This window comes from Streptomyces sp. NPDC001492, from assembly GCF_053597275.1.
Map to the genome: position 1 here is coordinate 77,481 of NZ_JBSFHW010000015.1, position 20,122 is coordinate 97,602.

Consider the following 20,122-nt stretch of genomic DNA (forward strand, 5'->3'; position numbering starts at 1 on the left):
CCGGCAGTCGAGCCAGGGGCGCGGGTTCAGCGCCCGGCCGTCAGACCGCCGGGAGGAGACCAGCCGGCGCTCGCCCCCGTCCTTCAGGAAAGCGACGAGCACCATCTGCGGCCGCGAAGCCTCGCGTCCCCGGCTACGGCGACCCTGGCCGGCCCTTCCCCGTCAGCCGGCAGTCGAGCCAGGGGCGCGGGTTCAGCGCCCGGCCGTCAGACCGCCGGGAGGAGACCAGCCGGCGCTCGCCCCCGTCCTTCAGGAAAGCGATGGGCATTGTCTGCGGCCGCGAAGCCTCGCGTACCCGCCACGGCGGCTTCTGGCCGGCCCTTCCCCGTCAGCCGGCAGTCGGGCGAGACGCGCACGTTCCGTAACCCAGCCGCTCAGACCGCGGCAGGAGACCAGCCGGCGCTCGCCCCCGTGCTCCAAGACGCGCCCTCTGAGGGCGGCCGTCGCGTGCCGAGGGCCGGGGCATGTGAACGGACGGTTCACCGGGCCCTATTCGGCGCCGAAATCGGGGAGCGTGAGTGAGCCGTCCTCGGCCAGTGGGAAGCCGGGGTTGTGGGCGATCTCCCAGGCGTGGCCGTCCGGGTCGACGAAGGCGCCGGAGTAGAAGCCGATGGCGTTGGTGGCCGCAGGCTTGGTGATGGTTCCGCCGGCCCGCTGGACGGCGGCGAGCAGGGCGTCGACCTCCGCCTCCGAGCGGACGTTGTGCGCGAGGGCTATTCCGCCGAAGCCTCCGGCGGCTCGGGGCTCCAGGCCGCAGTCCCGGGCGAGCTTCTCGCGGCTCCACAGGACCAGCCCCAGACCGCCCGCCTGGAAGAAGACGGTCTCCTCGACTTCCTGGCCCCGCCAGCCCAGGGCCTCGTAGAAGCGCTTGGCGCGGGCGAGGTCGGACACTCCCAGCGTGATCAATGTGATGCGCTGTTCCATGCGATCACGTTACGTCGGCCGCCTGCGTCTCACTCCTGGCGCAGCAGATCCCGTACGGCGGCGAAGGCGGCCTCGGCCGTCGCCGGGTCGGCGCCGGGGCGGGCCAGGGCGCTCCTGGGGATCGGGGTGACGGACGGGAGACCCGCGTAGAGGGTCAGGCCGTCGGGGGCGGGCCCGACCGCGGCGAGCAGGGCCACGCCCTCGCCGGTGCGGGCGATGTCGATGACGCCCGCGAGATACCCCGCGTCGCCGACGACCGTGGCGGGCACGCCGTGCGCGGCGAGGGTCGCGATCGCCCGGCGGCAGATGGCGCACGGGCCCTCGATGGCGACCAGCGGCACCGGAGCGGGCGCGACCGGGCGTTCCCAGCCGGGGACGGCGTGCCAGGTCAGCGGGAGGCCGCCGACGCGGGTGCCCTCGGTGGCGGCGGCCTCGGTGACGTACACCGCGACGTCCACGCTCCGGCGCTCCACTGCTTCGACCAGCCGTGCGGAGCGGTCGATGCGGAAGCGGACCACGACCGAGGACCCGGCCGAGGCCGAACAGCTGCTGGCGGCCCGCAGGCAGGCTCTGCCCGCGCTGGAACGGCTGGGCCGGCCGCTGATCGAGGACATCGCGGTGCCGCGTTCCCGGCTGGCGGAGGCGGTAGGGGAGATCCGCGCGATCTCCGCGCGGCACGGCGTGCCGGTCTTCACCGTCGCGCATGCGGCGGACGGCAACCTGCATCCGATCATCGTGGTCGATCCCGCCCTGGACCGGCTGCCCGAGGCGGCCTGGGAGGCGGCGGGCGAGATCTTCGCGCTGGCGCTGCGGCTGGGCGGGACGCTCACCGGCGAGCACGGCGTGGGGGTGCTGAAGCGGCAGTGGGTCGCCGAGGAACTCGGGCCCGCCGCGCACACGTTGCAGCGGCGGCTCAAGGACGTGTTCGACCCGCGGGGGATCCTCAACCCGGGCAAGAGCCTGTGATGCTCCAAGAACGCTTGCCGCTCAAGGAGACAGGCCCGATGAAATGCCACGATCCGCCGTGTTCTGCGGGCGGTCGCCGCGTGTCCGGGAGCGGCGCGGCGGCCGCTGCGGTCGTATCGTCTGCCACGGCGCGGGCGCCCGGGCATGAGCGGGGACGGCGCCGTTCATCTCCCGGGCCCGGCGCCTTCCCCTGCCTCACCCGCCGGTCGTCAGGGCCGGGCCAGCAGGGTCCGTACGCCCTCGGAGGTGAGCGTCAGCGGGTGCTCGGACCCGGCGTCGATGGTCAGCGACAGATCGTCGGCGGGCCACTGCGAGGCCAGCGCACCGAGCGGCACCAGACGGTAGCGGGAGACGAACGGCAGCAGCCCGGCCATCTCCCCCTCCGAGGTGAACACGGGCACCACCGGGTCGCCGCCCGGCTGCTCGAGGACGGGCAGCGCCACCGCGCTCGGATCGACTGCGTCCTCCTGGCTTGCGTCGTCGGGCACGGGAACGAGCACCTCACTGCCGGCGAGCGTGTCCAGCGCCGCCGTGTCCTCGGTGTTCACGGCCAGCGCGTCCAGCGCCTGCCGGGCAGGTGTGGTGGTGTGGTCGTTGGCAGGTATCTCCATGGCAGATCCCCTGGTAGCGGCGGTCGTACGGCCCGCCCGGGACATGATCGGCCCCCGGCACGGTCCTGCTCGCGTACCCGATCCCAACCAGCCCATTCGTCCGTTCCCCAGGAATTCACCACGGGTGGTTGCCTCAGGGAATCAGCGGTATGTCCTGCGAGGGCAGCCCGAGGCGGTCGCAGCCGACCCGGCGGGTCAGGGGCTCGGCCATGCTCGCTCCCACATGCGTCCAGTACGTGGCCGCGTCCCGGAAGTAGCGCTGCATCCGCTCGCCGTCGCGGGCGTGCCGGGAGCCGGCCGTGCGGAAGAGGATGCCCTGCAGCACGTCCCAGGCGGCGCGCCCGGCGTTCAGGAACATCAGCGCGAGCCGGTTGTCCTCGACGACGGTGAAGGGTGCCTCTCCCGCGACGTTGCGCCGGCACGTCTCCATCCAGTCCTGCGCGGTCTGGCGCAGCGCCGCCTCGGCCATGTCGACGATGCCGAGCGCCTCGCCGAGGTGGCGCTGGTAGTCGTGCAGGTCGGCGCGGGTGCGGTCGGGCTCCAGGGTGAGGGGGCGGGCGGCGACGATCCGGGCGTACTCGTCGGCGGCCGCGTACGCGGTGCCGATCATGATGGCGGCCAGCTCGCCGTGGAAGAAGCTCGGCGCCCGCCCGGCATACATCGGGTTGCCGTGCAGTTCCGAGCCGGTGCTGCCGCCCTCGACGGGCAGGTCGAGCAGGAAGGCCTCGCGGGTGAGGTGGGCGGGGATACGGGCCTGCTCCATGTGGATGCTGTTGGAGCCGCTGCCGCGCAGGCCGAGCACGCCGTGCCAGTCGTCGAGGACCGTCCACACCGAGCGCGGCGCGACGAACAGCACGGGCGGTCCCGGTGCCTCGCCCGGTGCGGCCGGGGCGCGCAGGGTCTGGCCGACGTAGTGCGTGGAGTAGGGGGCGCCGGAGGAGTACGGCCAGGTGCCGTCCAGGACGACATGGCCGTCGCCGTCGGGCTGTGCGACCCCGACGGGTACGGCGGTGGAGGCGGCCCGGAAGTCGCCGTCGGTGCCGAAGATCTCGTCCTGCGCCCGCTCGTCGAAGAGGGTGGCGACCTGGAGGACATGGGCGGCGGTGAGCGAGAGCGCCCATCCGGTGGAGGGGCAGCCGCGGGCGATCTCGGTGACCACGCGGTAGAAGACCGGCAGGCCGAACTCGTAGCCGCCGTAACGCCGCGGCTGGAGCATCCGGTAGAAGCCGGCCTGGAGGAAGTCGTCGTGGGTGTCCTTGGGGTAATGGGTCAACCGCTCGGTCTCCGGCTGACGTTCGAGCAGGGCGGGCCTGAGCGCGACGGCGCGCTCGATGATGTCGTGTTCGGTGAGGTCGGGTTCGGGAGCGGCGAGCACGGTGCCTCCTGACGGGTACGGCCGTCGGTCACGTCACGCGATAGAGGTGATTGAACACGGCAAGTGCCCTGCGGGTACCGACCGGATAAGGCCAAGGTCGCCCGGGATTCAGGTGAGCAGACGGCACGGCAGGGGCCGCTCGTCGGCTCCGCCGCGCCCGTCCGGCTCCACCCGGTACACCTGGGCGCCCGGCACCCGCGTCACCGTCTCCGTCAGCTCCCCGTCCACGAACAGCGCGCCCACCCCGTCGTCCAGCGCCCACCCGGCGGGCAGCGAGCCGTCGGCCACCGCTGCACGGTACGAGGGACGCCGGCCCGGCTCGCTGTCGTAGTGCGGGCAGACCGAGCCGGGCAGCAGGCCAAGGCCGTCGGGCAGGAAGGTGAGGGGGCCGAAGGAGTCGGTGTGCGATCCCTCGGCCCAGCAGTTGGCGCCTGCGCTGATGCCGCACAGCAGGGTGCCCCGGTCGTAGGCCTCGCGCAGCAGCCGGTCCACGCCGTGCGTGCGCCACACCGCCAGCAGGTTCGCGGTGTTGCCGCCGCCCACGTACACGACGTCCTGCGCCAGCAAGAACGCCCGCAGGCCGTCGTCGTCCAACTCCCGCCGGAACAAGGGCAGTACGGTCGGCTCACCGGTGTGGCGTGACCGGAAGACGTCGTAGAACCGTTCGATGTACGCGGGGGCGTCCCCGCTGGCGGTGGGTACGAAGCACACCCGGGGCCGGGCGGCGCGCGTGTGGCGCAGCAGCCAGTCGTCGAGCAGGCCGTCCTCGTCGAGGCTGAAGCCGCCGCCGAGGAGGGCCAGTCGGTGGTGTCGCACGGGAGGGACGGCCACGAAAACGCCTCCTGACGGGTGGGGTGTCCGGAAACCCTGTCGTGTCCTGCACTGGGTGCGCAATCACATATCGCCACCGAGCGACCGGGGCCGGCCGATGAGCAGGCACCGGGCAGGAGGTCAGCTCGGCGGCCGGCGCTCCCGGCGAGGACGAGGGCGCGCCGGCCCATCGGTGCGCGGCGGCTTCCAGGCCGGTGGTGTCGGCGGTGTCGCAGGCCCGGGCGACCACCGTCCGGGCGTACCAACACCCCGGTCGGCGTGGCGTGTTCGTCGCTCACGCTGCTCACTCGCCCGGCCCAGGCCGGCGGCGAGGCGGGCGAACGCGCCGTCCGCAGCGCGGTCGGGCAGCAGGAACCCGCCGCCGTGACCGTGGTCGACCAGTTGGGAACCGACCGCGAGCCACAGATCGGGCACGTACCGCCCGACCAGCGGATGGCCGCCGGGCAGGTCGATGCGCTGGGTGGCGCCGGAGATCGTCTTGACGGCATAAGTCGTGCCGGCGGGAGTGCTCAGCAGGTCGACGACGACCGTGCGCAGCGCGGCCGACTTGGCGTCTCCGCGCAGCACCCCGATCTGGGCCCGCAGTCCAGCACCCAGGCGCCGAGCGGGCGGCGCTCGGCGGCGCTCGCCATGGCTCCCACCAATCTCAAGACGGAAGGAATGCTGGCGATCCTGCTCGCCGGGGGCGTCGCCCCGCAGAGTGCCGCCTGGACCATCGACGCCCTTCTGCTGTACGTGGCCGCCTACTGCCTTGTGGCATCGATCGTGCGTCGGCGCTCGGCAGATGACGACGCCGTCTGGGCGGTCGACCGCGACGAACTGCTACGCCACTTCAGCGCCCTGCCTGCCGACACCTTCCCGCGCATCACCCGCCACGCCGGCGAGCCCACCGCAGGCGAGGGACACGACCGGTGGGACCTGCGCACCAGGACAGGGTGAAGGATAACGGACACCTCGACAACCAAGTCGACCTCTAAAGAGCAACGAGCATGCCCGATTAAAACGCTGTCACACCTGGAAACCTTAAGATCGCTGACAGATTCAAGCCTAGATCAAGTCGAGTTTGCTCTCGTATCTCTCCCAGGCGCCAGCCACCTGTTCCGCCTCTGTACCAATCTCCGGGTCCACACGAATCACGTCGGCAAGCTTGATCTGCCTACGCAGGCCAGCCGTTCCCATCCAGTCGCGGATGAATGCAACCTCAGGAAGAAATGACGCGAAGATCGGACCGAGGCTCCGCATGTCGATCGTGTTTTTGCTATAGCGCAGCACCTTAGCGATCTCAATGACCGGTTCGGGGAACCAGCGGATCTCGACCCGCGACCCACTCGAGACCGCCAGTGATTGGCGAGTCGCCTTATCGTATCGCTGGAACAGGTGACTGGGTGTTATGTACCTGCCGAGGCGAGGGGCACCGGTCCGCGCGCCCGCCCGTGCGTCACCGACGAAGGACTCGCCGAGAGGGATGAAAGGTATGCGGTCATCAGCAAACTGGTATTCATAGGCGGACCTGTCACGCCGCCGTTGGCCCCGGGATTGCAGAGGGTAGTCGCCCCTCCGCTGCCCTTGATTCTGCTTGTTGTCACCTTTACTGAATTCCCTACCGTCTACCACTTCCCTAATGCCTCGTTGACCTCGCAAAAGAAGACTAAGGATCTCTGCGACGACTTGAGGGCCGTCCGCGCTGCGCTCGGCGTTCAGGCAACCGGACAGGAACAGGCAGAGCAGAGCGATGCCCCCCGAACTATCGCGCGAGAGGCGTACCTGTTCGGCGAGGGCCGCCGGGCCTAGCGGAGTCTGGGCTCCGCCGTCGACGACACGCATGAACGGGAGCAGGATCTCCCATCCGTGCATCGTTTTCCGGTTTCGGACATCCTTGGTCGTCATCGCGAATTCCAAATCACGCAGGAGCCCCGGGGAGGCCAGCAGACTGTCCGCGGCCCGCCATGACACCACTCCGGTTAGATCCCTCAGCAGGGCAGCAACAGCGGCATCATCGCCTGGGCCACGCCGTAGCTTGACGAAGGTCGCCACCTCATCGGTCGCCAAGGCGTCGTACTCAGCCACGGTCATAGCACCGGACTTCACTCGGCGCAGGGTCTCCTCTGCTACCAGAAACTCCTGGAACGACCTGTGGGCGAACCGGATGCGCTCGCCGTACCGCCGGTCGAGCGGGGACGCTGCCACCAGGTCTCGACGCGTCACGGAGATGTCCCGGCCGGCTGCGTACGGCGCAACCAATTCGTCGGGCAACTGATCCGCGGTCAGGATTCCCGTGCTGCGCTGCTCCCACATCCAGAATGCGATCCGCGCAAGGAAATCACGCCGGACGGCTCGGTCGAACGCCAATCGGTGCTTTTTGCTCTCCTCTCGCAGCATCACCTCGGTGATCAGCTGATCCACGAAGGTGTCGTACAGCGTCTCCAGGTTCAGGTCCTCGATGTCGCCGGTGTAGTTGGGGAGGATGTCTGCGAGCATGCGCAGCTGGACCGGGCGCCGACAGATATCTCGCAACTCAGGTGACTGAACCTGTTGCCATATTCGCTCCGTGTCGAAGGGTCGCCCATTGATCGACTCCACGTAGCAAAGATACCGCTCGAGAAACTGCGCAATCTGGGGAGTCTCCAGGGGCGCAAGTTCGACCTCAAAGTAGTCCGCGCTCGCTGGCTCATGACTTTTGGAGAGCCGTCCCGGGATCTGCCCGTGCAGCGCCTCTGCCTGCTCCTCGTCGTTCTCGAATGCGGTGGGCCGCCCGAGCAACATAACCTTGGCCTTCTCGCCGACTAGGCGTCCGATCTGGGCGAGATTAAACTTGAATTCCGGCCAGGTCACGAGGTGTTTCATTTCGTCAAAGCCGTCGAAGATAACGACAAACTTACCGCGCCGGTTCAGTTCCAGGAACTTAGGAAACGAGTAGCCCTGCACCTGATTGGCCGCGGTGAAGTGCGCTCCGATGAGTCCTTCGAGGCTCTGCTCGGATGAGACGTCGCCGAGCTTGATCAGGACGGGAACGCGGGCGAGGTCGTTCTTGGCCGCCCGCGCCGCGAGGACCGAGGTTAGCCGGATCGCGAACGAGGATTTACCCAGCCCGTAGGAGCCGAGCACTGCTACCGGGCGACCGAGCGGAATGGTGGACTTCGGGTCGTCGTCGATCCACCTGAGGACCTCGGTTTCCAAGTCCAGGCCGTCATGCGTGGCTGGCGCGACGTAGTAGCTTGCAAGGCCGTCGGGAGAATCCCTGAATAACTGCGCCGCAATGCGCAGGTAGCCGCGCAGGTTCAGGCCACTGGCGACCAGGGCGTCCAGCGTGCGAACCACCAGCCCGGGCCGAGAGTCCGCGAACCTCACGGCCTGCACAGACGGGGGCACCTCGGTCACGATGAGCAGCTCGTTGATCGCCCCGGTGGACCACAACCTCTCGTACCCGAACCACAGGAATTCCAGATCCTTTTCGGACAAGGGCTGTCCGTTGGCCATGCAGACGACGCCGACCAGCCAGTCCTGGTGATACCGAGTAGTGCGGCCGAGTAGGTCGAATTCCTTGCCCTCAATCACCTCGCCCGCTGCCACGTCATAGCCATCGATGTCCAAGTACTCCTCGACAAGACGGCGGAACTCCGCCTCGCCGACCTGGCTGGTGGACGGAGTCTCCTCGTACACGTTGACCGCGAGCAGCTCCGATGGCGGCACGACCTGCTCGAGCAACTGCATGAGGTGCTCGGTTCGGGCCACCCACACCGAGTCCCGCAGCCAGCCATCCTGTGAGTTGTATCGGGATGACACGATCCCTAGCAGGAGACCGTCATCGGACCGGCGCACTGGCGCGCCGCTCATGCCTCGCATGACAGCCTTGGACTCCAGTCGGCCAAGGTGGACAAGACCGTCGCGCTGGGCGCTACCCTGCCATTCGCCAGCGGCATCAAGCCAGTCGTACTTGTGCTTGTCGGTGATATCGGGCACACCGGTGATGGTTACCTTGGTGAAGGGCAAAACGGCGTCGGAGAGAACGACACCCTTGATCGGCTCAAGGCACTCCCGCTGCGCTCGGAGAATTGCCAGGTCACTGATCTGGTCCTTCGCGAGAACGGTCGCGCTGATTAGCGCCTCCGCACCATCCAGTACGCCAACCTCGACGTTGCCGCCCACCTCGGCAGACAACTGGTCGAGAACATGACTTGCCGTCACCACGATGAGCGGTGCTACCGCAAAGCAAGTGCCTGTCGGCCTGCCGTCTTCTCCGAAGATCCCGCCCACCTGGTTTCCATGACGAGGACTCATGGGTCGATTCCTTCGGGTTGGATGGCAAGGGTCGGTGACGGGATCAGGGTGTGGCAGGCGTCATGTCGTAGCTCAGGTGCACGACGATGGATGCCTGGACACCTCCGCCAGCGACAACGACACCACCCTGAGCCGTGAAAGCGAGCCCAAGCTCAACCTCGATGCCGCTCGGGGCCGCCGCCGCCCTCGCCAACCGCCCTGCGGTCTCTGAGACGCTCTTGGCCACCGCCTCGATGGCCTCTCCCGCCTGCTGCAAGGCATCGACTGCGCGATCTCGCAGACGGTTGCCGGCGTTTGTCTCCTCCGAACCGGCTGGAATCACAGTGCTGACAAGGACTCTCTGGTCTCCGAACGTAAGCTCTGTGAGCACGCTGTTCATGGAAAAATCCTAGCGGCAACAACGGTTCAGCATCGGCTGCTCCCCAAATATCGACCACATCTGCCACAACTGCAGGGCCAGAGGACGCCAAAGAATTACTTGCTGCTCCTAGTACTCCAGCCGTAGATCGTGATCTTCATGGCTGAAGTTCGGCTTGGATTCGGTAGTGGCTGCGACGGGCACGGGCTTGGTGGCGTCGTCGCCATGTGGACCAGCGCCATCGCTGGACCGGGTCTTGGACTGGTCGAGCACGGTGAGCGGTGAGCAGGCGCTGAATCCCGTTGCAGGTGAGCGGGATCAGCCCGCCAAGTCTTGTGCCGTCGTCACTCGCGGGCTGGTCACGGCGTTCGAGGGCGGCTGTGACGGCAAGGAAGGCATGTGCGAGCAGGGCAAGGGTCACCCAGCGATGCCAGGAGTCCCAGCGGCGGACCTGGTGCTCGTCCAGCCCGGTCAGCGTCTTCGAGCTCTGGAAAATCTCCTCCACCGTCCAACGGCTTCCCGCGACCTCGACCAGCGTGGACAGCGGCACCGGGCGGGGCGAGTAGCAGCGGTAGTAGGCGAGTTCGCCAGTACGCCGGTTGCGGCGGATCAGCAGGTGCTGCTGGCCTACCAGGCCGGGAGCGGTGAGGGCGACCTGTACCCAGTCGTACCAACGGTGGCCTTTTGCACCGCGTCCGGCGGGCAGCTTCTGCCAGGCCGGCTTGGGGATCTTCTTGGTCAGGTGGTCGGCGCGTTGAGGGCCTGCCGGAGTGGGGACGCGGTGCGTGCTGGAGACCGCCAGCACGTAGCCGAGCTGGCGCCTCTCCAGGGCGGCACGGAGTTTCGGGTTGTTGCCGTAGACCTCGTCGCCGGCCGCCCACGCGGCCGGAACTTCCGCGTCCAGGGCGCGTTCGATCATCTAGTGGGCGAGCTGCGGTTTCGTCGCGAAGAGCAACTCCTCGGGGACGGCGGCCTGCCGGCAGCGTTCCGGGTCGCTCGTCCAGGACTTGGGCAGGTAGAGCGCGCGGTCGACAGCAGCATGTCCGTGCCTGGAGGTATAGGTCAGGTAGACGGCGACTTGCGCATTCTCGATCCGCCCGGCGGTGCCGGTGTATTGGCGCTGGACTCCGACGGTGCGGTTGCCCTTCTTCAGGTCGCCGGTCTCGTCGACCACCAGCACGGCCTGGTCGTCGGCCAGGTGCTCCAGCACGAACGCACGCAGGTCGTCGCGAACGAGGTCGGCGTCCCATTTGGCCCGGCCGAGCAGATGCTGCAGGCCGTCCGGGGTGGTGTCCCCAGCGTGCTCGGCGATGGTCCAGCAGTTCTTCCGGGGCAGGTCCGCCATCAGCCCGAGCAGCAACTGCCCTGCGCGACGCCGAGGTTCGACCCGGCTGAATTGTCCCGCAATCCGCGCCATCAGGTCCTCGAACAGCGTCTGCCATTGGGCAGGTACCACGCTGTCCCCCGCGGCCACCGCAAGATTGTTAGTCTTCACAGACCGATGATCAGCGGTGGCCGCGCCTATCCCCGCGCCGGCCTCCACCAGCGAGATCGCGAACCACTAAGGGTCTTGGGGCTACGAGTCGAACCAGCGGTACCAGATGGGCGTGCCGACGCCTGCGTGCCAGCTCTCGTGAGCGGCACGGCGCTGTTCGGGCGTTGTCAGCGACTCCTCGTGGGCCAGCCAGTCGAGGTACCACTCCGCGAACGTCGCCGCTCGGCGGCCATCGTTGAGCAGCGGGTTCAGGCGATCGCACGTTGCACGCCCGTCGAACCACATGGTCCCTCGCATGGGCCCGCTGACCACGAGAAGCGTGTAGAAGCCGCAGCCGTCGTCGTGGAGAAAGACGGCCCCGGTGACCCGAGCGGCTTCGATTGCATCGGCGGCCTCCTGCCAGGCGTTGTGATCAGCTTGGTAGGCCGCATCGGACAGGTAGTCCTCCCGCTTCGGCTGGCGGTCCCACGCATCCTCGCTTGCCGCCAACGCGGCGTCGTGGTCGGGAAAGGGGACATGCAGCTTCTCGTGGTCCCCATATCGAGCGCCTTCCCAATCCCAGCGCGACCCGTTGAACTGCAGCTTCCGCACCCGGCCGCCCGCACTGACATGCAACAGGTACTGGCGGTAGCCCTCGGGGAACTCCACCCCGAACTGTTCCTCGGCCTGGCGCACCTGCGTCTCGCTCAGGACTTCCGGGAGCTCCTGTCTGCCGAGATCGGTGCTCTGCCGTGCGTAGAGAGCGACGGTCCGATCCCGCACCTCATCCCAGTTCACTGCCTGCATGCCCGGCAAGATAGCCGGTCGACTGACAGTTGCGTCGGCCTGACCGGGGCGCCAGCGGCAACCGCAACAGCCCGGTAACGGAGATCACGATCTACGGCTGGAGTACTAGAGGGAGCGTCAGGGACGGGATGCGGCCTGCGATGGGTGTGGCTTGCTTCGAGTGACGTCCCCGGTCAGTCGCCGAGGACGCAGTCTCCGTGTTCGGCACCGAGGTAGTGCCGTTCCCACCTTCGTGTGGCGTAGAAACGCCAGTACTTCTCGCAGTCTTGGCTGTTGTCGATCACGATGCGGCGCTAGAGGAGCTTCGGCGCCCTCGACGCTCCGCCTGAAGCTGGTGATGTCGAAGCGGTCGCGCTCAGATGTCGGCACGCGCATTCAACCACTTCGGTCGCGATCGACCACGCCCGCTCGAGTGTCTGGTCGTAAGGCAGGTACGGCTCCTTGCTCTCAAGAGAGTACACGCGCTCTTTCACCCCGCCGCGCCGCCCGGCTGGCGCCGACCACGAGGCGGTGCTCGTCGGCCTTTTCCGTGATCGAGGAGGCCGCATGGGCCGAGCGTCCACGCAGGATTGGCAGGGCCTGCTCGGCAACCCAGTCCTCAACAGCCGGACCGTCCTAGGCGAAGATGCACCAAGCCGCCGGCCACACGTACTCAAGTACCTGGACGAGATCGACGACAAGGCGGACCGCCATGCTCCGGCCCTGGCCTCGGCATACCATCTCGCCCTCGAACTCAAGGCCGACGCGATCGTGGTCGAGAAGAACTACGGCGGAGCCGGTCTCGGGATACAGCTGTGCCCACCCGGCGGCCTCCACCGCCGGCACCGTCACCCGGTGGGTCTGAACATGATCCGGATGCCCGCTCAGCCCGCCGTAACCGTCGTGGGTGACCACGACCTCCGGCCGGAACTCCCTGATGTGCGCCACCAGCCGCCCCACCGCCTCGTCCAGCGGTGCGTCGCACAGCCGCGCGGCCCCGGGCGCCGACTCCGGTACCCGCGCATCGGCGTACCCGAGCATCCGCGGCTTCCCGGCCCCCAGCACCCGCAACGCCTCCGCCAGCTCCCCGGCCCGCCAGGTCCCCTCACTCCAGGTCGCGGTGACGACAGCGGTCCGGGCCCCGGAGTCCGCGTGCTGCGCGAGCACGCCTCCCGCGGACAGGGATTCGTCGTCCGGGTGCGCGAAAACCGCGAGGAGGCTGGGCAGGGGCACGGTGGATTCCTTCCGGGGACAGCCGGGTCGCGCTGCTTCGGTGGTTCACCGGCGCCTGGGCCGGTCGTCGCTCACCCCGCCTCTCCGAGCAGTTCGGCGACGGTGGTCACGCGGATCAGCGGGCGGTACAGGTCCATGATGTGCAGCGCCTTGGTGTGCGAGTCGTCGTCCGCGCCCGCGCAGGCGTCGGCGGCCACGAGCACCTCGACACCGGCGTCGGCGGCGGCGAGGGCGGTGGACAGGATGCAGCAGTCGGTGCTGACGCCGGCCAGGACCAGGCGCCCCTCGGGGCCTAGGTGCCGGGCGAGTTGAGGGGTCCACTTGCCGAAGGTGGGGGCGTCGACGACGTGCCGTGCCCCGTGGGCGAACTCGTCGGCCAGCTCCCAGAGTCGGGCGTCGGGCGGCTGGAGGGCGAAGCGCCACTGCTGGTAGTAGGCCTGCCAGGCGCCGTCCGGCTGGGCGGGGGCCAGGAAGCGGGTGAAGGCGACCCGGTCGCCGTAGGCCGGCAGCAGGCGTCGTACTCCTGCCGCGGCCTCGGAAAAGCGGGGGGTGGCCCAGGGGCTGTCGGGGTCGGCGAAGACGCGCTGCATGTCGATGACGGCGAGCAGTCCGGTGGTGGACGGGGTCATGCGATCGGCACCTCCTCCCCCGCGGCCGGGCTCGGCGCTTCGGCCTCCTGGGCGCGGACGCGGGCGCTGCCCAGGGCCAGGGTGCCGAGGAAGGCGAGTGCGAGGGCGGCGAGGACGCCGAGGTTGGCGTAGGCCCAGGCGCCGGACTTCCCGCCGAGGCCGAGCGGTTCGAGGAGGTAGCCCTGCCAACTGAGCCAGTCGGCCGCGGAGTTGGTGACCAGGCCCCAGCCCAGCGCGGTGGCGGCGAGGGTGAGGAGCAGCGGGGCGGGCGGTACGTCGCCGTAACGGCCCGCGGGGCGGTAGAGGTCTGCCTCGTCGTAGTCGCGGCGACGCAGGGCGAGATCGGCGAGCATGATGCCGCACCAGGCCGCGATGGGGACGCCGAGGGTGGTCAGGAAGCCCATGAACTGGCCGAGGAAGTCGTCGGCGAAGAAGACGATGTAGATCGAGCCGGCGATCATCAGGACGCCGTCCACGAAGGCGGCCAGATAGCGGGGGATCCTGATGCCTGCCGACAGCAGGGCGAGGCCCGAGGAGTAGATGTCGAGGACCGCGCCGCCGACCAGGCCGAGCACCGCGACCACGGCGAAGGGGACCAGGAACCAGGTGGGCAGGATGGTGGTGAGGGCGCCGATCGGGTCGGCGGCGACGGCCGTGTCGAGTCTGGTGGAGGAGCCGGCCAGCAGCAGGCCGAAGACCAGCAGGAGCAGCGGGGCCACGGATGCGCCGAAGGTGGTCCAGCCGATCACCCCTCGGCTCGACGAACTCCGGGGCAGATAGCGGGAGTAGTCGGCGGCGGCGTTGACCCAGCCGAGACCGAAGCCGGTCATCATGAACACCAGGGCGCCGATGAACTCCTGGGCGGAGCCCGCCGGGAGGGCGCTGACGGTGCTCCAGTGGATGTGGTCGGCGACGAGCGCGATGTACACGACGGTCAGGACGCCGGTGACGACCGTGATCACGGTCTGCAGCCGCATGATCAGGTCGAAGCCCATCACGCCGCCGATCACGGTGAGGGCGCCGACCAGGACGAGAGCGACCACCTTGGTCTCCGTGCCGCCTCCCCAGCCGAGCCGTGCGAACACCGTCGCGGTGGCCATGGTGGCGAGCGCGCACAGCACGGTCTCCCAGCCGACGGTGAGCACCCAGGAGATCACCGAGGGCAGGCGGTTGCCGCGCACCCCGTACGCGGCGCGACTGAGGACCATGGTCGGCGCCGAGCCGCGCTTGCCGGCCACCGCGATGAACCCGCAGAGCAGGAACGAGAAGACGATGCCGATGACGCCCGCGGTCAGCGCCTGCCAGAAGGAGATCCGGAAGCCGAGCGCGAAGGCGCCGTAACTCAGGCCCAGGATGGAGACGTTGGCGCCGAACCAGGGCCAGAACAGGGTCCGCGGGGTGCCCTTGCGCTCGGCGTCGGCGATGACGTCGAGGCCGTGCGTCTCGACCTGGAGCGGCCGGCCCGCGGCTCTGTTGTCGGGAGTGTCCGGGGAGTCTGCCATCGTCGTCCTACCTGTCCGGGCTGGTGTTGCCCGAAGCCTTGTCGGCGCAGGTCGGGGCGTCAAGGCCGCACCGGACGGGTGCGCCGGCCACGACTGCGCACAGGGGCGCGATCCCGTGAACCGCAAGGGCAGCCTCGTCCGATGAGGGGGCGAACAGGAAAGATCCCGGTACCCGTTCGGGCACCGGGACCCTCAGGGAGGAACCGGATCGATGACCGCCTTTGTCGCCTTCGCCTTGTACGCCGTGGTGGTCGTGCTGTGCCTGCACGCCTTCGTGGACTGCGTCAGGACCCCGGACTCACGGGTCCGCCACCTGCCCAAGGCGATCTGGCTGCTGCTGATGTTCATGGCACCGGTGCTGGGCGGGATCGCCTGGCGCAATCTCGGCAAGGGGCCCGCCCTGCCCTCCCCGCTGCCGGGGCAGTACGCCCGGGACCGCGGCGGGCGGACATGGGCGCAGGTGTAGGTGCCCGGCTGGTCAGATCGTCGTCTCGGAGCGTTCCGGCGCGGTCCAGTGGGTGTGGAAGGTGCCGGGGCAGTCGGTGCGGTGGTAGGTGTGGGCGCCGAAATAGTCCCGCTGACCCTGCAGGAGCGCGGCGGGCAGGCGGCCGGCGCGCAGGGTGTCGTAGTGGGCGAGGGCGGCGGAGAAGGCGGGGACGGGGATGCCGCGCCGGGCGGCGGAGGCGATGATCTCCCGCCAGGGGACCTGCGCGTCGGTGATCTCCATGGCGAACTCCATCTCGCCGAGCAGACTGACCAGGTCGCGGTCGAAGGCGTAGGCGGCGCGGATGCGGTCGAGGAAGGAGGCGCGGATGATGCAGCCGCCGCGCCAGATCCGGGCGACGGTCCCGAGGTCGATCTTCCAGCCGTACTCGGCGGCCGCGTCCTGGATCATCTTCCAGCCCTGGTCGTAGGCGATGACCTTGGACGCGTACAGGGCGTGCTCGACCTGTGAGGTGAAGCGTTCGGCCTCGGTGCGGCTGAGCGGGGACCGCGTGCCGCCGGGCAGGCCCGAGTAGGCGGCGCGCAGGTCGCGCTGGCCGGAGGCCGCGCGGGCGAAGGTGGCCTGGGCGATGGCGGTGACCGGCGAGCCAAGGTCGAGCGCGGTCTGCACGGTCCAGCGGCCGGTGCCCTTCTGGCCCGCGGAATCGGCGACGATGTCGACGAACGGGGCGCCGGTGACGGGGTCGGTGTGGGCGAGCACCTCGGCGGTGATCTCGATCAGGTAGGAGCCGAGCCGGCCCTTGTTCCAGTGGCTGAAGACCTCGGCGATCTCGGCGGGGGTGTAGCCGGCTACCTGGCGGAGCAGGTCGTAGGCCTCCGCGATGAGCTGCATGTCGGCGTACTCGATGCCGTTGTGGACCATCTTGACGAAGTGCCCGGCGCCGTCGCTGCCGATGTGCGCGGCGCAGGGTTCGCCGGTGACCTTGGCGCTGATGGTCTCGAACATGGGGCCGAGGACGGCGTACGCCTCCACCGAACCGCCGACCATGATCGACGGCCCTTCGAGGGCGCCCTCCTCGCCGCCCGAGACGCCGGTGCCGACGAAGTGGATGCCGCGTTCGCGCAGGGCTGCCTCGCGGCGGCGGGTGTCGGCGAAGTGGGCGTTGCCCCCGTCGATGATCATGTCGCCGGGCTCGAGGAGCGGGGCGAACTCGTCGATGACCGCGTCGGTGGCCTCCCCGGCCTGCACCATGATCATCAGTCGGCGGGGGCGTTCGAGGGCGGCCACGAAGTCCGCGGGCGTCTCGGCGGGGACGAAGGTTCCCTCGTCCCCGTACACCTCCATGAGCGCGCGGGTGCGGCCCGCCGTGCGGTTGTGGACGGCGACGGTGTAGCCGTTGCGGGCGAAGTTCCGCGCCAGGTTGCGGCCCATCACGCCCAGGCCGGTCACGCCGATGGCTGCGGTTGCGTTCATGGTGTACGTCCCTCGGTCGGTCCGGTGGCGGTCGCGGGGCGGGCGTGCCCCATGCCCGTCAGGTACGGACGGGCGGCCGGATCGTCTCGATTCCGGGTCTGGACGCCTGCGAGGAGCGGTGTGACGAACCCCGCTCAAACGATCGATCAAACAGGGATTAACATATGAGCGCTGCCTAGCTCGAAAGATGGATCTGTGACTGTCAACGACGACTCGTTCACCAACTGGAAGACCCGCGAGGAGATCGCGGAGTCGATGATCCCGATCATCGGGAAGCTGCACCGCGAGCGGGACGTGACGGTCCTGCTGCACAGCCGCTCCTTGGTGAACAAGTCGGTGGTCAGCATCCTCAAGACGCACCGGTTCGCGCGGCAGATCGCCGGCGAGGAGCTCTCGGTCACCGAGACCCTGCCGTTCCTGGTGGCGCTCACCGCGCTCGACCTCGGCCCCTCGCAGATCGACATCGGCATGCTCGCGGCGACGTACAAGGCCGACGACCGCGGTCTGTCGGTGGAGGCGTTCACCGCGGAGGCCGTCGCGGGCGCCACCGGCGCCAACAAGATCGAGCGCGGCGAGGGCCGTGACGTCGTCCTCTACGGCTTCGGGCGCATCGGCCGCCTGGTGGCCCGCCTGCTGATCGAGAAGGCGGGCTCCGGCAACGGGCTCAGGCTGCGCGCGATCGTGGTGCGCGGCGGCGGCGAGCAGGACATCGTCAAGCGGGCCTCGCTGCTGCGCCGGGACTCCATCCACGGCCAGTTCCAGGGCACCATCACGGTGGACGAGGCGAGCAGCACGATCTTCGCCAACGGCAACGCGATCAAGGTGATCTACGCCAACGACCCGTCGGAGGTCGACTACACAGCGTACGGCATCAGCAACGCCATCCTGATCGACAACACCGGCAAGTGGCGCGACCGCGAGGGCCTGTCCCAGCACCTGCGCCCCGGCATCGACAAGGTCGTGCTGACCGCTCCGGGCAAGGGCGACGTCCCCAACATCGTGCACGGCGTCAACCACGACACCATCAAGCCGGACGAGCAGATCCTGTCCTGCGCGTCCTGCACCACCAACGCGATCGTGCCGCCGCTGAAGGCCATGGCGGACGAGTACGGCGTGCTGCGCGGCCATGTGGAGACCGTCCACTCGTTCACCAACGACCAGAACCTGCTGGACAACTACCACAAGGCCGACCGCCGCGGCCGTTCCGCGCCGCTCAACATGGTCATCACCGAGACCGGTGCCGCCTCGGCCGTCGCGAAGGCGCTGCCGGACCTCAAGGCGCCCATCACCGGCAGCTCGATCCGCGTGCCGGTGCCGGATGTCTCGATCGCGATCCTCAGCCTGCGACTCGGCCGCGAGACCGACCGCGAGGAGGTCCTCGACTATCTGCGCAATGTGTCGCTGACCTCGCCGCTGAGGCGCCAGATCGACTTCACCACCGCTCCCGACGCGGTCTCCAGCGACTTCATCGGCTCGCGCCACGCCTCGATCATCGATGCGGGTGCCACCAAGGTGGACGGCGACAACGCCATCCTCTACCTCTGGTACGACAACGAGTTCGGCTACTCCTGCCAGGTCATCCGTGTCGTCCAGCACGTCTCCGGGGTGGAGTACCCGACGTTTCCCAGCCCGGCGGTCTGACCTCGGTGATCCGTCCGGTCAAGGGTCGGCAATGACCGCTTGACCGGACGCCTCCGGGGAATGAATCCGGCCACAGGGGCGGGTCATCACACTGGAGGTGCCGTGACCACTTCGTCGGAACCGCGGGTGTCGGGCCTGGAGATCCGCTCCATCGACTACGTCCCGCTGGACGAGCGCCACGGCAAGCTGTGGCATCTGGGCCCGCTGTGGTTCATGTCGAACGCGCAGATCGCCACCCTCGCGGTGGGTCTGATCAGCATCACCGAGGGCGGCAACCTCATCTGGTCGCTGATCGCGATCGTGACGGGCACCGTCCTCGGCACCTTCTTCATGGCCTTCCACTCGGCCCAGGGCCCGCAGCTGGGCCTCCCGCAGATGATCCAGTCGCGGCCCCAGTTCGGCTATGTGGGTGCCCTGCTGGTGTGGCTGTTCGCCTATGTGCAGTACGCGGGCTTCAACGTCTTCAACACCATCCTCGCCGGTGAGGCGATGCACACCACGGTGCACGGCGGCGTCAAGCTGTGGGTGGTCGTGGTCACCGTCGTCGCCCTGGTGATCGCGCTGGTCGGCTACGACGTCATCCACCGGGCCGAGCAGTTTTTGACGTACTCCTTCCTGGTGGTCTTCGGGATCTTCACGGTGGGTGTCCTGGCCACGCTGCACTACCCGGCGGGCTCCTTCGACCTCGGCGCCTTCAAGGCCACACCGTTCCTCGCGCAGTTCGGCGTGGTCGCCGGCTACCAGATCAGCTGGGCCATCTATGTGTCCGACTACTCGCGCTACCTCCCGCCGGGCGTGACCGTCCGCAAGACCTTCTACTGGACCTACTTCGGTTCGGCGCTCGGCGGCATCTGGCTGATGGTCCTCGGGGCGCTGCTCGCCGCATGGGCGGGCAAGGACTTCGAGACGATCAAGTCGATCAACGCGGCCGGCGACAAGGTGTTCAGCGGGTTCGGCGCGATCGTGCTGCTCTTCGCCGTGCTGGGCCTGGTCTCCGTCACCGCGCTGAACATGTACGGCGGTTCGCTGACCCTCATCAGCGCCATCGACTCGATCAGACGGGTGACGCCGACGCTCGGCGTGCGGCTGGTGACCATCGGGCTGACGGCGGCGCTCTCCCTGGTCGGCGCACTGGCCGCGACCTCCCACTTCCTCGAGAACTTCAACAACTTCCTGCTGCTGGTGCTCTATCTGTTCATCCCGTGGACCGCGGTCAACCTGATGGACTACTACGTGGTGCGCCGCGGCCACTACGCCATCGCCGAGATCTTCAACCCCCGTGGAATCTACGGCCGTTGGGGCTGGCACGGCATCATCGCCTACCTGGTGGGCTTCGCCGTCATGATCCCCTTCTTCTCCGTCGGCACCCTCTACACCGGCCCCGTCGCCGACGCACTCGACGGAGCCGACATCTCGCTGTTCATCGGTCTGCCGGTCGCCGCGGCGCTGTACTGGCTGCTGACTCGTTCGATCGACGTGGAGGCCGAGCAGCGGATCGCGGAGGCCGAGGCGGAGGCTCTGGAGCAGGCGGCACACGAGCACCGCGAGCCCTGACCGCTCCCCGGCGAGTCGCCGCCGTCGAAGACGGTCGGGAGA

General features: G+C 68.8%; 16 protein-coding genes and 2 pseudogenes. 5 read left to right on the top strand and 13 right to left on the bottom strand.

Annotation, left to right across the window (positions count from 1 at the left end; genetic code table 11):
* Nucleotides 1-489: 489 nt before the first annotated feature.
* Together ACWC1K_RS20635 and ACWC1K_RS20640 are read right to left on the bottom strand one after the other, a co-directional pair.
* Nucleotides 490-924, bottom strand: a complete 435-nt coding sequence (locus ACWC1K_RS20635; RefSeq protein ID WP_450833151.1) for a VOC family protein — start codon at nt 922-924, stop codon at nt 490-492.
* A gap of 29 nt (nt 925-953) precedes the next feature.
* Nucleotides 954-1,442 (bottom strand): hypothetical protein, encoded by a 489-nt coding sequence (locus ACWC1K_RS20640; protein WP_450833153.1) that lies wholly within the window; start codon nt 1,440-1,442, stop codon nt 954-956.
* Between ACWC1K_RS20640 and ACWC1K_RS20645 the strand changes: the two genes are divergently transcribed.
* A complete protein-coding gene (locus tag ACWC1K_RS20645) occupies nt 1,426-1,890 on the top strand; it encodes an FAD-linked oxidase C-terminal domain-containing protein (protein WP_450833155.1) in 465 nt (154 codons plus the stop codon). The genes ACWC1K_RS20640 and ACWC1K_RS20645 overlap by 17 nt on opposite strands.
* 209 nt (nt 1,891-2,099) lie before the next feature.
* Here the strand turns inward: ACWC1K_RS20645 and ACWC1K_RS20650 are convergent, their stop codons facing one another.
* From ACWC1K_RS20650 to ACWC1K_RS20660, 3 genes are all read right to left on the bottom strand, one after another.
* The gene (locus tag ACWC1K_RS20650) at nt 2,100-2,501 is read right to left on the bottom strand and encodes an SseB family protein (RefSeq protein WP_450833157.1); all 402 of its coding nucleotides are present in this window, start codon (nt 2,499-2,501) and stop codon (nt 2,100-2,102) included.
* Nucleotides 2,502-2,634: 133 nt separating this feature from the next.
* The gene (locus ACWC1K_RS20655; RefSeq protein WP_450833159.1) at nt 2,635-3,876 is read right to left on the bottom strand and encodes an acyl-CoA dehydrogenase family protein; all 1,242 of its coding nucleotides are present in this window, start codon (nt 3,874-3,876) and stop codon (nt 2,635-2,637) included.
* A gap of 108 nt (nt 3,877-3,984) precedes the next feature.
* Entirely contained in the window at nt 3,985-4,707 is a 723-nt protein-coding gene (locus ACWC1K_RS20660) for a Type 1 glutamine amidotransferase-like domain-containing protein (RefSeq protein WP_450833160.1), read from the bottom strand.
* A 258-nt stretch (nt 4,708-4,965) separates the two neighbouring features.
* Between ACWC1K_RS20660 and ACWC1K_RS20665 the strand changes: the two genes are divergently transcribed.
* The gene (locus ACWC1K_RS20665) at nt 4,966-5,646 is read left to right on the top strand and encodes a hypothetical protein (protein WP_450833161.1); all 681 of its coding nucleotides are present in this window, start codon (nt 4,966-4,968) and stop codon (nt 5,644-5,646) included.
* Between the two features lie 108 nt (nt 5,647-5,754).
* Here the strand turns inward: ACWC1K_RS20665 and ACWC1K_RS20670 are convergent, their stop codons facing one another.
* The 7 genes and pseudogenes from ACWC1K_RS20670 to ACWC1K_RS20700 form a co-directional block, all read right to left on the bottom strand.
* Complete coding sequence (locus tag ACWC1K_RS20670) at nt 5,755-8,985, bottom strand: trypsin-like peptidase domain-containing protein (RefSeq protein ID WP_450833162.1); 3,231 nt, start codon at nt 8,983-8,985, stop codon at nt 5,755-5,757.
* 43 nt (nt 8,986-9,028) lie between these two features.
* Entirely contained in the window at nt 9,029-9,364 is a 336-nt protein-coding gene (locus ACWC1K_RS20675) for a CU044_2847 family protein (RefSeq protein ID WP_450833164.1), read from the bottom strand.
* Nucleotides 9,365-9,459: 95 nt separating this feature from the next.
* A pseudogene (locus ACWC1K_RS20680) lies at nt 9,460-10,760 on the bottom strand (IS701 family transposase).
* Nucleotides 10,761-10,919: 159 nt separating this feature from the next.
* Entirely contained in the window at nt 10,920-11,624 is a 705-nt protein-coding gene (locus tag ACWC1K_RS20685) for an SMI1/KNR4 family protein (protein WP_450833166.1), read from the bottom strand.
* 774 nt (nt 11,625-12,398) lie between these two features.
* A pseudogene (locus tag ACWC1K_RS20690) lies at nt 12,399-12,836 on the bottom strand (PIG-L deacetylase family protein); the annotation flags it as partial.
* A 71-nt stretch (nt 12,837-12,907) separates the two neighbouring features.
* Nucleotides 12,908-13,465, bottom strand: a complete 558-nt coding sequence (locus ACWC1K_RS20695) for a cysteine hydrolase family protein (RefSeq protein WP_450833168.1) — start codon at nt 13,463-13,465, stop codon at nt 12,908-12,910.
* Nucleotides 13,462-14,967: a purine-cytosine permease family protein gene (locus tag ACWC1K_RS20700; protein WP_450833170.1), complete on the bottom strand. Its 1,506-nt coding sequence runs from the start codon at nt 14,965-14,967 to the stop codon at nt 13,462-13,464. The genes ACWC1K_RS20695 and ACWC1K_RS20700 overlap by 4 nt, the downstream gene beginning before the upstream one ends.
* A gap of 211 nt (nt 14,968-15,178) precedes the next feature.
* On the opposite strand from ACWC1K_RS20700, the gene ACWC1K_RS20705 reads away from it, so the two are divergent.
* Nucleotides 15,179-15,433, top strand: coding sequence for a PLDc N-terminal domain-containing protein (locus tag ACWC1K_RS20705; RefSeq protein ID WP_450833171.1), 255 nt, complete (start codon nt 15,179-15,181; stop codon nt 15,431-15,433).
* A gap of 12 nt (nt 15,434-15,445) precedes the next feature.
* On the opposite strand, the gene gndA is transcribed toward ACWC1K_RS20705, so the two are convergent.
* Nucleotides 15,446-16,885, bottom strand: a complete 1,440-nt coding sequence (gene gndA, locus ACWC1K_RS20710) for an NADP-dependent phosphogluconate dehydrogenase (RefSeq protein ID WP_450833173.1) — start codon at nt 16,883-16,885, stop codon at nt 15,446-15,448.
* A gap of 195 nt (nt 16,886-17,080) precedes the next feature.
* Between gndA and ACWC1K_RS20715 the strand changes: the two genes are divergently transcribed.
* Together ACWC1K_RS20715 and ACWC1K_RS20720 are read left to right on the top strand one after the other, a co-directional pair.
* Nucleotides 17,081-18,526 carry a glyceraldehyde-3-phosphate dehydrogenase gene (locus ACWC1K_RS20715; protein ID WP_450833175.1) on the top strand — a complete coding sequence of 482 codons (1,446 nt, stop codon included), beginning with the start codon at nt 17,081-17,083 and terminating at the stop codon, nt 18,524-18,526.
* 102 nt (nt 18,527-18,628) lie between these two features.
* Nucleotides 18,629-20,080: a purine-cytosine permease family protein gene (locus ACWC1K_RS20720; RefSeq protein ID WP_450833177.1), complete on the top strand. Its 1,452-nt coding sequence runs from the start codon at nt 18,629-18,631 to the stop codon at nt 20,078-20,080.
* Nucleotides 20,081-20,122: the final 42 nt, after the last annotated feature.